The organism is Domibacillus mangrovi, assembly GCF_001906925.1.
Classification (GTDB): Bacteria; Bacillota; Bacilli; order Bacillales; family Domibacillaceae; genus Domibacillus; species Domibacillus mangrovi.
In genome coordinates, this window is the sequence record NZ_MRWQ01000001.1 from 125176 (window position 1) to 140234 (window position 15059).

Annotated in this window: 13 protein-coding genes; 2 read left to right on the forward strand and 11 right to left on the reverse strand. The window is 43.1% G+C overall.

Annotated features, from left to right (window positions below):
- Positions 1-256: 256 nt before the first annotated feature.
- The 4 genes from BLL40_RS00570 to BLL40_RS00585 all read right to left on the reverse strand — a co-directional run bounded on the left by BLL40_RS00570 (position 257) and on the right by BLL40_RS00585 (position 4446).
- Positions 257-1483 carry a ribonuclease H-like domain-containing protein gene (locus BLL40_RS00570; RefSeq protein ID WP_073709969.1) on the reverse strand — a complete coding sequence of 409 codons (1227 nt, stop codon included), beginning with the start codon at positions 1481-1483 and terminating at the stop codon, positions 257-259.
- Positions 1484-1500: 17 nt separating this feature from the next.
- The gene (locus BLL40_RS00575; RefSeq protein ID WP_073710363.1) at positions 1501-3747 is read right to left on the reverse strand and encodes a DEAD/DEAH box helicase; all 2247 of its coding nucleotides are present in this window, start codon (positions 3745-3747) and stop codon (positions 1501-1503) included.
- A 73-nt stretch (positions 3748-3820) separates the two neighbouring features.
- Positions 3821-4183, reverse strand: a complete 363-nt coding sequence (locus BLL40_RS00580) for a DUF1798 family protein (RefSeq protein WP_073709970.1) — start codon at positions 4181-4183, stop codon at positions 3821-3823.
- Between the two features lie 20 nt (positions 4184-4203).
- Positions 4204-4446 carry a hypothetical protein gene (locus BLL40_RS00585; protein ID WP_073709971.1) on the reverse strand — a complete coding sequence of 81 codons (243 nt, stop codon included), beginning with the start codon at positions 4444-4446 and terminating at the stop codon, positions 4204-4206.
- Between the two features lie 286 nt (positions 4447-4732).
- Here BLL40_RS00585 and recU point away from each other — a divergent pair, with 286 nt between their 5' ends.
- Positions 4733-5338: a Holliday junction resolvase RecU gene (recU, locus tag BLL40_RS00590; protein WP_073709972.1), complete on the forward strand. Its 606-nt coding sequence runs from the start codon at positions 4733-4735 to the stop codon at positions 5336-5338.
- A gap of 26 nt (positions 5339-5364) precedes the next feature.
- Positions 5365-8007: a transglycosylase domain-containing protein gene (locus tag BLL40_RS00595; RefSeq protein ID WP_073709973.1), complete on the forward strand. Its 2643-nt coding sequence runs from the start codon at positions 5365-5367 to the stop codon at positions 8005-8007.
- Positions 8008-8321: 314 nt separating this feature from the next.
- On the opposite strand, the gene BLL40_RS00600 is transcribed toward BLL40_RS00595, so the two are convergent.
- The 7 genes from BLL40_RS00600 to dinG all read right to left on the reverse strand — a co-directional run bounded on the left by BLL40_RS00600 (position 8322) and on the right by dinG (position 14985).
- Complete coding sequence (locus BLL40_RS00600) at positions 8322-8774, reverse strand: YpoC family protein (RefSeq protein WP_073709974.1); 453 nt, start codon at positions 8772-8774, stop codon at positions 8322-8324.
- Between the two features lie 14 nt (positions 8775-8788).
- A complete protein-coding gene (gene nth, locus BLL40_RS00605) occupies positions 8789-9445 on the reverse strand; it encodes an endonuclease III (RefSeq protein WP_073709975.1) in 657 nt (218 codons plus the stop codon).
- Positions 9446-9457: 12 nt separating this feature from the next.
- Positions 9458-10123: a DnaD domain-containing protein gene (locus tag BLL40_RS00610; RefSeq protein ID WP_073710364.1), complete on the reverse strand. Its 666-nt coding sequence runs from the start codon at positions 10121-10123 to the stop codon at positions 9458-9460.
- Between the two features lie 124 nt (positions 10124-10247).
- Positions 10248-11441, reverse strand: coding sequence for a pyridoxal phosphate-dependent aminotransferase (locus BLL40_RS00615; protein WP_073709976.1), 1194 nt, complete (start codon positions 11439-11441; stop codon positions 10248-10250).
- Between the two features lie 17 nt (positions 11442-11458).
- Positions 11459-11953 carry a cell wall elongation regulator TseB-like domain-containing protein gene (locus tag BLL40_RS00620; protein ID WP_073709977.1) on the reverse strand — a complete coding sequence of 165 codons (495 nt, stop codon included), beginning with the start codon at positions 11951-11953 and terminating at the stop codon, positions 11459-11461.
- Between the two features lie 6 nt (positions 11954-11959).
- A complete protein-coding gene (locus BLL40_RS00625) occupies positions 11960-12130 on the reverse strand; it encodes a YpmA family protein (protein WP_073709978.1) in 171 nt (56 codons plus the stop codon).
- A gap of 50 nt (positions 12131-12180) precedes the next feature.
- A complete protein-coding gene (gene dinG, locus BLL40_RS00630) occupies positions 12181-14985 on the reverse strand; it encodes an ATP-dependent DNA helicase DinG (RefSeq protein WP_159434165.1) in 2805 nt (934 codons plus the stop codon).
- Positions 14986-15059 lie beyond the last annotated feature (74 nt).

Here is a 15059-nt window from a genome sequence, read left to right on the forward strand (position 1 = left end):
TACGTTAATTGTTTCAAAAACAGTGCCGTTTGTCAATTAGGAAACAGGTCGTTTAAAGGTTTATTGTTTTTTACAAAAAAGCATAGAAACTATCTTTTAAATTCGTTAGCACAAATGCAGTCAATCCGATAAACACAAAGAATAATAGAAAAATTGCACGATTCAACCTGTCATTCACCTCATAGTTATCATTTCTCTTGTTAAAATGGTACTCTTCATTTTACGATGTTTTCAAACATGTTACAACAAAATGACATTAGTTTTTAAGGTCTTTCGACTTTTTTCTTTCTAGCCGTGTCAAACGGTGTTCAACTTCCTTTCTTATCCTTTCATCTGTCACCATTTCAATTGCCTGCTCGGTTACCTTAAACGCTTCGTCTATTTCTTTCCACGTATGTTCATACAGCTTCGCCAACTCAATTGATGCATCTAATGCCCGCGTACTGCGGGAATGCCTAACGCGATCAAATAGCATTCTCGCTTCTTCAAATGATTTTCTCCGCTTATATTGCATCGCGAGTCTATAGGCAGCTTCGAGCGCCACATTATCTTGTCCCCTACCCGCTGACTGGGCAAGGGCCATTCGGGCAGCATCAACGTTGCCGGATGATTCAAACCATTTAGCGATTTCAAGGGCTGTGCGATCATCCTTTCTGGTCGAGCCATCTAGCACAAGCCGGCTAATATGTGTATACAGTGTAAGCAAGCTGAGAATATCACGCTCATTATGCTTCATTACCTGTAATATACCTTCCGGGTCCCCACGCTCTACATAATCAAAGTAAATAATTGGTGCTAAATGGCCCGGCACATCATCGATCCGCTCAATGCCCAAAATGTTTTTTTCTACGTTGACGAGCTTGACCGACTCCATTGTATGCTTAAATAATCGGCGCGATGCATGATATAGATCGAAATGGCCAAATGCAGGAAGAGCCGGCACTCGTTCACGCACAAATGTGTGGCGTGACTTCACCTGTGGCCAATCAAAAGATTTTCCATTATAGGTGACAAGTGTCGTATAATCGGTTTCTTGTAAAAACTTCGCGTAGAGTGCCGTTTCATTACCGGGTGACGGCAGGAAATATTGTTTTACTGTCACACGATTGCCTGAAATGCGGGCCGTTCCGAGCAAAAAGATAACACTGCCTGATCCTCTAAGGCCTGTTGTTTCCGTATCAAAAAAATACAAATCCGATGAAGAAAATCCTTTTGCGGACAACGGATGAGCGCCTTCAAAAGAAGACCAGTCCTCAATCGTTCTTTCCGCATCAAGAAATGTGTAATGGCCATGCTGATAATCAAGTGAATAATGCGTTTCACGGGTAATGCAATACTCGCCTTCAAAATGGAATATGTTTGCGCCTGCCGCTTCCCACATATCCCAGTGACGAATGTTCTCCTGCTGCTTTTTGATCGGTACAGCTGTCTCTTCCCGCACAAGATGTTTTTTCATCCTTTGCAGTTTTTTGGTCATACTCATCCGTCCGTACTCCTTCCTTAAAATTGGTCAATCAGTTGGATACTTTTTCGTTTTGCATTCATTCCACCGATTTCCATGCCAATGCAAGAAGGACATCCATCCTGACATGGGCATTTTTCAATTAAATCTTTTGCAGCAGCTTTCACTTCATCAAATCTCTTATACACATCTTCAGCTAAACCAATGCCGCCCGGATAATGATCATATAAGAAGATTGTTGAAAGTCCCGTATGTGTTGCTTTTATTTGCGAGACGACGTGAATATCATTGCGATCACACATCGTAAGGATCGGCACAATGTGATTCAACACATTCGCAATTCCCATTAGCAATTGCTCAAGCGCCTTTTCTTTCAATTCCGGACCGATCTCTTTTAATTCCAGCCATGCTGCGCTCGTATGCATCTCTTCTTCCGGCAGTGATATCGGTCCTGATCCAATGTTTTCAAATGTCGACAGCTTGATTTTTTTGAAAATGGTCGGAAGTGCATTCACTGTCACGTCACCATAATGAATCGCTGTCGTGTTTCGCTCTGTCGATCGATCAATTTCCAACACTTTTAACTGAACAGCTAAATTCGCATCTGTATAGTACTCCACATCCACTTTCCGTACATATGCTTTTTTATGTTCCCAGTCGAGCTTTTCAACTTGGAATTGTCTGCCTTCATGCAAATAAATGGCTTCATCATGCAAAAGTGTCATTGCGCTAAACCGGTCCATTTCACCAATAATTTTTACGTTCGCGACATCAGATTGATCGACAATCACCACATTTTCCTGTGCGGCAGAACGCAAGCTAATATTCGTTGCTGGAAATGATTCATGTGCCCAATGATATTTGCCTCCATTGTAGTGAAGTACCCGTTCTTCCTCCAAGTAATCTAATATATCATGGACTTCAATCGGCCCGAATTTTTCCTCTTCTTTAAAAGGCAGTTCGTAAGCGGCACATTTTAAATGATCAACGAGAATAATCAAATTTTCCGGATTGATCCGTGCAGATTCCGGTGAACGATCAAAAAAGTAGTCAGGGTGATGGACGACGTATTGATCGATCGGTGTAGAACTTGCAACCATAATAATAAGCGCTTCACCGTGCCTTCGCCCGGCTCGTCCGGCCTGTTGCCATGTGCTAGCAATGCTTCCTGGATAACCTGTCATCACGCACACTTGCAGCTGTCCAATATCGACACCGAGCTCCAGGGCATTTGTACTGACAACGCCTAAAATTTCTCCATCCCGCAGCCCTTTTTCAATCGCCCGCCGTTCATTAGGCAAATAACCGCCGCGGTACCCGCGGATCGTCTTCGTTCCTATCTCTTTTTTCACCAGTTCTTGAATATGGCTTAAAATAACCTCCACTCTCACCCGGCTTCTCGCAAAAATAATCGTTTGAATTTTATTCTTTAAAAATTCTTTTGCGATATTGTTAACTTCCACCGTGGCGCTCTTTCGAATATTAAGCGGTTTGTTCACGACTCGTGGATTATAAAAGACAAAATGCTTTCTTCCTCTTGGTGCCCCGTTATTATCGATCAGTCTCATCGGATTGCCTGTTAATTGCTCCGCCAGTTCTTGCGGATTCGCAATGGTCGCGGATGTACAAATAAAAATCGGACTGCTTCCATAAAAAGAACAGATTCGCTTTAATCGCCGGATTACATTCGCTACATGGCTGCCAAAGACACCGCGGTACGTATGCAGTTCATCAATTACGATATACTTCAAATTTTCAAATAAATGAACCCATTTCGTATGGTTTGGCAAAATAGCTGAATGAAGCATATCGGGATTCGTAATCACAATATGGCCTGCTTTTCGCACCTTCTGTCGGATCGCAGGCGACGTATCTCCGTCATATGTAAAACTTTTAATATCGATGCCCATTTCACTGATCATTTCATTTAATTCACTTTTCTGATCCTGAGCAAGCGCCTTTGTCGGGAAAATATATAGCGCCCGGTTCGCTTCGTTTTCAGCGATCGATTGCAGAACAGGCAAATTGTAACAAAGCGTTTTCCCTGAAGCAGTCGGTGTCACCGCCACAATATTTTCTCCACTTTCGACCGCCTTAAAAGCAGAATATTGATGCGTATATAACTCCCCGACACCTCTTTGCCAAAGAGCCTTCCGAATCCGCTCATCGATCATTTCCGGGATCGGTTTCGTTTTCGCTTCCTCCGGTTCGATCTCATGCCAATTTATAATATGTTCATTGTTTCGCAATTCAGTAATTAATTTTGAAAGTGTTTTCTTCTTCATCAACCTTCACACCTCTCCTACTATGCTAGTTTAACGAACAAACGCTCTTTTTGAAAGCCCAAAAAAAGAGCGCCTATAGCGCCCCATCCTTTTTCAATATTTTCCCAATCGATTCAAGTACGTATAACGCGGAATCTGCCGATTGAATAAATTTTGCTTTGCCAGTGTCAAAAAAATGTGCGTATGCACCGACGCGGCGTGCATTATCCGCCGTTTGTGTCACTTGAACCGCATGTACATATTTTTGTGGATTTGTTTTCAGCCAGTCAAGCGCGGATTGTTCCCAGGCATCGACCACTTTGTCCATTTCGTCAGCAAATGGCTTCACAACACTGAAAAAATCGGCTACTTCTTTTGTTTCTCTCCGCTCTTCATAAATTGATTTTGCTTTATGGATAAGCGTTTGAAGTGTGTTTGTCTGTTCAATCAACTGCACTACCTACTACCCCGTTTCATTTACATTGACCCTGCCGCCGGTTTTAACGTAGACATAAAAGAAGGTACGTCCGGTTCGCCGCATAAAAAGCGAGCGCCTTCTTCTACAAGCAGCAGCCTGTTTTGAATGCGTTCTCTTTGTAACCGCAGTCCGAATAACTGTCGATGCCGTTCAGCTGCTACTTTTGCATGTACGATTTTTTCCAGTTCCAGCGTCTGTTGTTCAATCTCGGCTAACCGTTCCATCCATTCTTCTTTTGTCATGATCGTCTCCACCCCTTTGCTGTAATAATAATAAATATTCGCACTTCTTTGTGTAATCCCTTCCCTGTCGACAAAACAGGTTGCGGTCTGGCAAAGAAAGAATAATTTCGACAATCATTATTAGAGATGGCCTGGCTTTTTTATGCATATGGCTAGCTATTATTATAGTAGCCGAATGACGTGGATTATTCAATGTTAATAGGGAAAAAGCAATAAGGCTTTTCAAGCAGGCGATTTGCTCGTTCATGTGGTATGATATAAGTGGATTTAGGAGGAGGGGAAAAAAATGGCTATCCGCTACCCGAATGGCAAAAAACATACGTATCCGGCACGTCTAAATCAATCTGAAAAACGGCTGACAGACACCACTTTCAGCAACCGGGGCATGACGCTTGAAGATGATATTAATACAACGAATTCGTATTATTTAAATCGTGGGATTGCGGTCATTCACAAAAAACCTGTCCCCATCCAAGTTGTCCGTGTTGATTATCCAGTTCGAAGTGCAGCTGTCATTAAAGAAGCTTATTTCAGGCAGGCGTCCACAACGGATTATAACGGGGTATACAAAGGAAAATACATTGATTTTGAAGCTAAAGAAACGAAAATTGCGTCTTCTTTTCCTCTCAAAAATTTTCACGAACATCAAATCAGTCATATGAAACAGGTAGAGTCGCATGGCGGCATTGCTTTTGTCATCATTCGCTTTTCTCACTTGGACGAGCTCTTTTTTCTACCTTTTCAAGCTCTGTATACATTCTGGCGTCGAATGATTGAGGGCGGACGCAAATCGATTGCGAAAGAAGAGCTCCTAGCATGCAGTATACCCCTCAAGCTCGGATTATCACCCCGAATCCCTTATTTGGATGCGGTTGAAAGCATATATTTTTAACTTTTGAAAGCGAGGAAATAAGACACATGTCTGATGAATACAAATCGAGAACTGAAAAGCGGAGCCAACAGCGAAAAAAAACGGCTCGCTCAAGCAAAATACCGAAACAGAAAAAAACATCTACCAATAAAAAGAAGTCTATTATTAAACGCATTTTGCTTGCACTCCTACTGCTTGCCTTTTTAACACTTGCAGGAGGCGCAGGACTGTTTGCTTACTTTGTAAAGGATGCACCGGAATTGGATGATGCACTGCTTCGTGATCCGATTTCATCGAAAATTAATGATATGAACGGCGACCTCATTACGAATATTGGGTCAGAACGGCGCGATTATGTTCATTATAAGGACATTCCTATTCTCATGCGAGATGCAATTTTGGCCACAGAAGATATTCGCTTTTTTAAACATAAAGGGATAGACCCGATCCGCCTCACCGGCGCCGTTGTAAAAAACGTAACAGAGGGCTTTGGCTCACAGGGCGCCAGTACAATTACCCAGCAGGTCGTGAAAATGTCCTATTTAGATTATGACAAAACCCTGAAAAGAAAGGCGCAGGAAGCATGGCTTGCATATAAACTGGAAAAAGCCTATTCAAAAGAAGAAATTTTTGAAATGTATGTAAATAAAGTCTTTATGTCAGACCGGATTAATGGAATTAAAGCAGCAGCAGATTATTATTTTGATAAAGAACTAAGTGACTTATCGTTAGCTGAAGCGGCATACATTGCCGGTATGCCACAAAGCCCGAATAACTACAATGCATTTGATTATCCTGAAAAGGCGAATAAACGAAAAAACATCGTTCTTTCTCTTATGAATCAGCATGATAAAATTACACAGTCAGAAATGGAAGAAGCTCAAAATCAAGACATTGCCGACTCCTTGACCGAACCAGTGAACAAATCAGAGGTGCAAAAAGAATATGACTCCTTTGTTGACCTTGTTGTTGAAGAAGTAGAAGATATGGGCTACAAGGCGTACTCGGACGGCTTAATCATTGAAACAACACTTGATAAAGACGCACAATTATATATGGATAAATTGTTAAACAGCGATGAATTCATTAACTACCCGAATGAATTGTTCCAAGCTGGGATTGCGCTTACGGATACACAGACTGGTGAAATTCGTGCTATTGGCGGTGGCCGTAACCAAGAAGTACAGCGTGGCTGGAACTATGCAGTTGATTCTCAGCGCCAGTCCGGCTCCGTTATTAAACCGCTTATCAATTATGGGCCAGCAATTGAATATTTGAAATGGTCAACGTACGAACAAATTGACGACAGCCCCCTCAATTATTCCAATGGTGGACCATCTGTCGGAAATGCCGGCGGTTCGTACGCCGGCATGATGACGATGCGTGAAGCACTTGTACGATCGAAAAATACACCAGCGGTTCGTACGTTGAAAGAAGTCGGATTTGAAGATTCATTTAAATTCTTGTCGGGACTAGGTATTGATATGAAGAATGAATATGAATCATATGCGATCGGTGCTAATGACGGCGAAGATGCGATATCTCCTCTGCAACTGGCTGGTGCCTATGCCGCATTTGGCAATGGCGGTACGTACAATGAACCGCATACCGTGACAAAAATTACGCTTCCGGATGGAACAGAAATTAAAAGCGAATTTAAAACTGAATCCGCCATGAGTGATTACACAGCCTACATGATTTCAGATATGCTAAAGGACGTTGTGGACCATGGAACCGGAAGAGCCGCTAATATTCCGGGACTCCCTGTTGCCGGTAAAACAGGAACAACAAACTATACGCCAGACGAACTAGCGAAATATAACATTCCATACAGTGGATCGCCGGATTCTTGGTTTGTTGGCTATACGACAAATTATACGGCCGCCGTTTGGACAGGCTATGAGAATCGGACAGAATATCTATCAACAGAAAGCCAAAAAATTGCAAAAGAATTATTTAGACAGTTAATGACGGAAGTATCATCTGATATAGCAACCAAAGACTTTAAAAAACCGGACAGTGTCGTTGAACTGGCCATTGTAAAAGGGTCCAATCCAGCCCAAATTGCTGGAAATGGCATATCTGACAGTGATAAAGTCTATGAGTTGTTCGTACGTGGTGAACAGCCTAAACGGACAATGAATAAAATTGAAGAAAAAGAACCTGTTGAAGATGACAAAGAAAAACCGGAAGAAGAGACAACTTCTGGTGAGGTAACCGGATTAAGTGCTTCAGCGGACGCAAGCGGCAACATCTCTGTCTCCTGGTCATTCAGCGGCAGTGGCGCATCATTTAGCGTGACAAACGGATCTGAAACGCAGTCGATTGGCGGATTCTCTACCGTATTTGGGGGCGGACAGCCTGGTCAGACCTACTCGATTACAGTGACAGCACTTGTCAATGGTCAAAGCGTTGACTCTGCTTCTACATCGGTCACCATTCCAGGAGGCCAAACCCCAGAGCCGGAAAACCCTGTGGTAGAACCCGAGCCAGAAAAACCAACTCCAGAGCCAGTACCGGAGCCGGAGCCAGAACCAAAGCCAGAACCAAAGCCAGAACCAAAGCCAGAACCAAAGCCAGAACCAGAGCCAGACATACCTACTGGAAATGGGAACAATGGGAATGGAAATGGGAACAACAGTGGCAGTACGCAAAGTAACAGTATTAGGGAACCTGCAGAAACAGAATAAAGTGAAACTTCATTGAGTGGGGGTTAGGTTCACAGGATGTGAATCATGCAGACGTTGTCACAGGACGTGACGATCTTAGTCTGGGTTCCGCTATCTATCCCCACTAAATAAAAAAGAACTCGGGTAAAGAGCGCCGCGTCCTGCGGCCATACCTGAGTGACCGGCTTCAGCCGGCCCGAACCAATCGGGCTTTTAAGGGCTGTTGATCCCCCGCTCATTTTTCGAAGTCTTGAAGCGAGAGTCTTACTGCCCGTTAATGCGGGATAAAAAACAAAAGCGTCTATATGGAGCAAATGCTCCATATAGACGCTTTTTTATCGCTTGCGGATGGCGTTTACTGCTGCTGCTTTCCTCAGTTCAGACATCAGTTCAACCAACTGTCGAAATGCCGGATACGTGTAGGAACTGGCGACAATAAATTGAAATCGTTCGCGGAAATTAATCGGTTTTATACCGAGCTCCGCTTCTCTTTGCTTCCAGAAAGCAGGTGCTGCCGGCGAGCCATTTACCCAGAACAGCCCCATGAAAAAAAGAGCAAGCAGAGCGTTCGTCTCTTCCTGCACATCCTTTTGTCGCTGGCGGTGCTTTTCCTCCAGAGCGGCTATTAGCCGTTCCCATATCGGAAGCAACTCTGGCAGCCCGTGTTGCTCTTTTAGCCACGGTGTGTTTTCACCGGTTATTTCATATAAAAAATAAGGATATTGATCCAGCGTTTCCGGAACTGGTACATGCTGTTCATCTGAAAAAAAGCGAAGCTCGGGTGGCATTAGAACCACCCCCGTCACGCGAAAACTTTCCGTTTCATCCGCTTTTTCCCTTCCCTGCATAGATCTAAAAGCGGGCATTCCGGGCAATTCGGGGACTGTGCCTTACAATGATAGCGTCCAAAGAAGATCATCCGATGATGCGTCACCGACCATTCATCCACCGGAATTTTTTTCATTAATGTGGCTTCTACTTCGGTCACATTATCTTTCCATCGGCAAAATCCAAGTCGCTTAGAGATACGTTCCACATGCGTATCAACCGCGATCGCCGGTACATCGAATGCAACAGATGCTACCACATTTGCTGTTTTACGGCCGACGCCTGGAAGTTTTACAAGTTCATCCTGTGTTTTTGGAACAATCCCGTTCCACTCGTCGATGATCAGATGCGACAATTTTTGAATATTTTTTGCTTTATTTCGATATAAACCGATTGAGCGAATATCTTGCTCCAGTTCTTCAAGTGGCACCGCTATATAGTCTTCTGGTGTTTTATATTTTTCAAATAATCCTTTCGTCACTTTGTTGACGAGTACATCTGTACATTGTGCAGATAATAAAACGGCAATGACTAGCTCAAACGGATTGGCATGGTTCAGTTCACAATGCGCATCGGGAAACATCTCGCCAAACGTATCGAGGCAATGACGAATTTCTTTTTTTGTCAGCATATCAAATTCTCCTTACTGCTCAAGCCAATTGTAAAATGGAACGGCATTTTCAGAACGGGTTACCTGCTCCGTGCCAGTTGGTTTACGGAATTTCCGCCCTTGTTCACGCGCCTGATCCACTGTTTTAATGCCTTGCTTTTTCCATTCAAATAAAATACGGTCTATATAGCGGAAATTCAGCTTCATTGACATCACAGCTTCACGAAGAGCTGCTTTAATGACTGACGGATCGTGTTCATCCTGGTCAATCCAAAGCGCCAGCGTTTCACATTCAATCGCTGAAAGTGGCCGGCCAAATTCTTCTTCAAACAAGCTGTATAAATCTTTTTCTGCTGTCATCGCCTGTTGCAACGACTGTCCGCGTGCATCAGATTCAAAGAGAGCAGCAATCTTGTTCCAAAGCGGTTTTAACGAATAAAATTCATAGCCAGTCTGATCGCCTTGTTCAATAGCCACCACTTGCTTTTGAATCATTTTTTTGACACAGGCTGCACAATCGGAAGACGAAATCGTCATCCGTTCCGCAAGGTCTTCAAAACTTGGAAACGATATTCCTTTTTGAGTAAACGAATAAATATGTAACAGCACCATCATCTCTTTTTCTTCGATTTGCAGCCGTTTATAGTTTTGGAGAAGAACATTTGGAATACTTGTCATCCCGTCTTCCATCCAATTCATTAATAGCTCTTTTTCTTTCAATTTCCATTCCACCTCAAACACTTTTTCATTGGCATTGTTTCATATTATACTAGCAGACACACAAAAAGAAAAGCCGCCCGAATGGACAGCTTCACTAGTAATGTTACCCTTTTTTATTATCATTAACATAATCTGCAATACGTTGTGTTGCTTTTTCAAGCAGTTCAAGTGATGTTGCATAAGAAAGACGGATGTTTTCAGGCGTCCCGAATCCGCTTCCTGGCACGACCGCTACATTTGCTTCTTCGAGAAGAGCCCCAACAAAGTCGTCCACACTGACATGACCTGTCAATTTTGCCGCTTCTGCTACGTTCGGATACAAATAAAATGCACCTTGTGGTTTCAAACATGCAACACCTGGAATAGCCGTTAACTTTTCATAAATAATGTTCAGTCGCTCTTGAAATGCTTTTTTCATCTCTTCAACGGGGGCTTGAGTGTCTGTATAAGCCGCAATGGCACCGTATTGAGATGTTGTTGTCGGATTTGATGTAGAATGGCTTGCAAGGTCTGTCATCGCTTTAATGACCTTTGCATTACCCGCAGCATAGCCAATACGCCATCCTGTCATTGAATGAGATTTTGATACACCGTTAATAATAATTGTCTGTTCTTTTAACTCTGGAGACAATTGTGCAATTGAAATGTGTTTATTGTCGCCGTATACTAATTTTTCATAAATTTCATCCGATACGACCCAAATATTTTTACGAAGTGCAACTTCACCAAGTGCTTTTAACTCATCTGCTGTGTAAAGCATACCTGTTGGATTTGATGGCGAGTTGATGATCACTGCTTTCGTTTTATCTGTGATCGCTGCTTCTAATTGTTCAGGCGTAATTTTGAAATCATTTGATTCTTTGCCGTCTACGTATACTGGAACACCATCTGCGAGCTTTACTTGCTCTGGATAACTAACCCAGTATGGTGTTGGAATAATGACCTCATCGCCTTCATTTAAAATAACCTGAAAAAGGTTGTAAAGCGCGTGTTTGGCACCTGTTGTTACAATAATTTCATTTTGTTTATATGTAATGCCTTGATCTTCTTTAAATTTATTAATGATAGCAGCTTTCAGTTCCACAAGGCCGCCTGCCGGTGTATATTTTGTCTGTCCATCTTGAAGTGATTTATATGCTGCTTCAATAATGTGATCTGGCGTATTAAAATCGGGTTCGCCTGCGCCAAGACCAATGATATCGATTCCTTGCGCTTTCATTTCTTTCGCTTTCGCTGTAATCGCAAGCGTCGCTGAAGGGGTAAGTGCTTTAACACGTTCTGCTAATTGTACATCCATTTGAATTCTCCGTTCTGTTATATGTTTTCGATTTTTCTCCACCATTTTCCGTTTGCAAACGATAAATAGTAGTAATTCAAATTGCCGTTTTTATTTTCAAACGTAAACAACCAGACAGGGGTTTCATTTTCCATGCCAAGTGTGAGCGAAAGGATCTCTACATTGCCCGCTTCCTTCTTGAAGAGAGCACGTGCTTCTTTTTCAGTTACACCTGCAGCAATTGGTTTAATAATCGGTTCTGATTTGCCATCCTTCGCTATCCAGACGGCGACATTTTTACCGTTTTCATCTTTCCCTGTCGCCGTATAGAAGACATTCGTACTCTTGTACAGGTACACTTCTTCCAATTCTGTGAGAGCGGCTTTTTCCTTCACTACCTGTACAGCTGTCGCTTTTTCTTTTTCATACGGTTTTTGTGCATTATTATACATGATTCCGATTGTTAGCGCAACAACAAAGATAGGAATACCGATTATTAATAGCCATTTTTTAAATTTTGTTCGTTTATTCATCGCTTCTTACGTTCTATAAATGGTGAAAACGGCTTTCGTTTCGTCTTCTGCATCAAGCGCCAGACCAAACATTAAATTTTCACGCTTCAGTGTCCGATTTAATGTATCGACGAGCTTATATAAATCACCGCTATTTTCAACCGTTACGGTCGACAGTACATCAATTTTCGAATCCATTGCAACCCCTCCTGTTGGCATTATAGCAGGAATATCCACTCTTTATACAGTTATTTTTCATTTGGGAGCCATTTTTCAATTAGCTCCATTGTACCGGCAATATCTTCTTCAACAGCCGGTACACCCGGGATTGACTGTAAAAAGGATTTTCCATACCCGCTTGATACAATGCGCCGGTCAAACACGACCGCAACCCCCCGGTCAGACTCTGTGCGGATCAAACGACCGAATCCTTGCCGGAAGCGGATAATCGCCTGTGGAAGTGAATATGCGGAAAATGGATTTTCCCCATCCTCTTTCAATTGCTTGCTTTTAGCCGCTACAAATGGATCATCCGGCGGTGCAAACGGAAGTCTAACAATAAACAAGACAGATAAATCTTCACCTGGGATGTCAATCCCTTCCCAAAAAGCACCAGTGCCTAGCAAAATCGCTTTGTCATACTGACGAAAATTTTTCGTTAGACGTGTGACACTTCCATTCGTAATGCCCTGCGCAATAATCGCATAATCGGCCAGCAGTTCTGTTTCTCGAATATAATCATACGTTTTTTTCAATATATCAAATGATGTAAACAAGACAAGCATTCGTCCACCGGCTGCTTCTGCGGCAGCGATAATATAATTAGCCACCGCAGCCGCATAAGCTAAACTGTCCACATCTTTCACTTCCGGCACATCATTCGGAATGACGATTCGGCAGTGATCTGCATAATTGAACGGCGATTTGAACACGTATTCCTCATATGAAAATGCAGACAAGCCAATTTCATTTGCAAAAAATTGAAATGAATCTTCCACGGTCAATGTTGCCGATGTAAACACAACATGTTTGCGTTCAAGCAAATAATGGCTAATGAGCACACCTGCGTGAACAGGCTGTGTGCGCATAGTCAATGTATTTAATAATGACCGAACGTCACCTTCCATCCAGACAACTTCGCGATCATCAGGCCGGAATACAAGTTCAAACAAACACTCATTCCACTGACGGCACCGCTCAAGTAGTACTGCTGTATCATCGATAAACAACTCATCACGCGCAGGTAGCTGTCCACGAATTTGTTCAATAGGAGCTGTTTTTTTGGATACTTCTTCAATGAACAACGAAAGATCTTTATATATACGCTCTGCTCCCCATTCGATTTGCTGCCATTCAGCCGTTTGGCGTTTCTCTTCATCAATTGCCAACTGCCTTTTGGATTGTGCCATCCATTTCGTTTTTTGCCCAAAGAAGGCCCCTATTAGGGCAAACCACTCCTCCGCCTCCACTAAAACAGATGACATCCGCTTCGTCAATGCAACAGAAGGGGGTACAGATAAATGCTTTTTCTCTATTCTCATGATTTGATAAAGCAGCCTTTTCTCATCCGGCGTACCCATTTTCCCAAGCAAAAATTTCAATTGTGAAAGTGATAGTTCTTTACCAAGGCGTTCACGTGCCGCTTTTTCAAACTGATGTGCTTCATCGACAATAACATGACCATTTTCCGGCAAAAGCGGACGCTCTGCTTTCATATCAGCAATTAAAAATGAATGATTCGTGACAATTATATCTGCATTTGCTGCTACCTCTTTTGCATACAAAAAAAAGTCATATGCACGCCACGCCTGCTTCGCTTTATTCATATAATCATCTTCCTGACACACTTCTCCCCAGAGCAGGAGTCCACCTGAAGACAAATTTAATTCATCTCCGTCTCCTGTTATCGTTTCAAGCAGCCAGACGAGAATTTGCATTTTTGCGATCGTCCGGTCGTAATTCGTCTCCCGTTCTCTTAGTACCCGTACAAACCGTGACAAGTCAAGATAATGACGTTTTCCTTTTAACACGGCTGCCTTCACATCAAACGGAAGCATCGTCTGCATTTTTTTCAGCTCGCGTTCAAGAAGCTGATGCTGCAATAATACGGTATACGTTGAAATGATAACCGGCGTGCCTGACTGCCGGCTTTTATACACACTTGGCAAAAGATAAGCGAGTGACTTTCCGGTTCCAGTGCCCGCTTCAATGACTGTGTGAACGCCGCTTTTAAGCGACTTCTGCACCGCTCTCATCATCTCCATCTGACCAGAGCGGCGCTCCATGCCAGGCACTCCTGCTAATAACGCCCAGCTTGCTTCCACTTCTTCTGGAAATGAAATCGACTTATCCGCCTCCCGCTTCACTGGCCGTTCTTTTTTACGGAGCGCAAGGCCCCTATATACCGTCCAATCTGCTGGCAGCGTTTCAATACGCTTTTTTTTCTGTACGGCCATACGCGTGAGCAGGGCGTAAATATCACTTTTCAGTCCGACAGCCAGTTTTACAAGCTGCTCAATCGTCACAAGCGGCAATTGCTCAAGCCGCTCCATTAACTGCAAAAAAAGCTGGGCCGTTGCATAGGCGTCACTGTCGGCACGATGCGGCTGCCCATGATTCAACTGAAACTGCTCAGACAGATCACCGAGCTTATAGCTGTCCGATGTTGGCAGGACTATTTTTGAAAGTTCCACCGTATCAATCACAAGCCCCTCAAATGGAGGGTAACCAGCGGCGGCAAACTCACTATTCAAAAACGTTAAATCAAACGTCACATTGTGTGCGACAAAAACGGACGCGTCCATCCATTCGTTAAAAAGACTCGCTTTCGCTGAAAATGGCGGCGCATCTTTTACCGTTTCTTCATCGATTCCTGTCAATTCTTGAATAAACGGAGGAATCGGTGCCTTCGGGTTTAAATATGTATCATACTGTTCCGTTATGGTTCCTTTTTCAATGGCTACGAATGCCGCCTGCATGATGCGGCCTCCGCTTGCATAAGAATGACCGGTCGTTTCAAAATCAGCCACCACAAATCGTAAATCATTGATCACGGCAAACACACCTTTTAGTAAATTCCTCTTCAGTTTACCATAAAAAAAGACCGCTGCACGCACAGCGGTCTGAA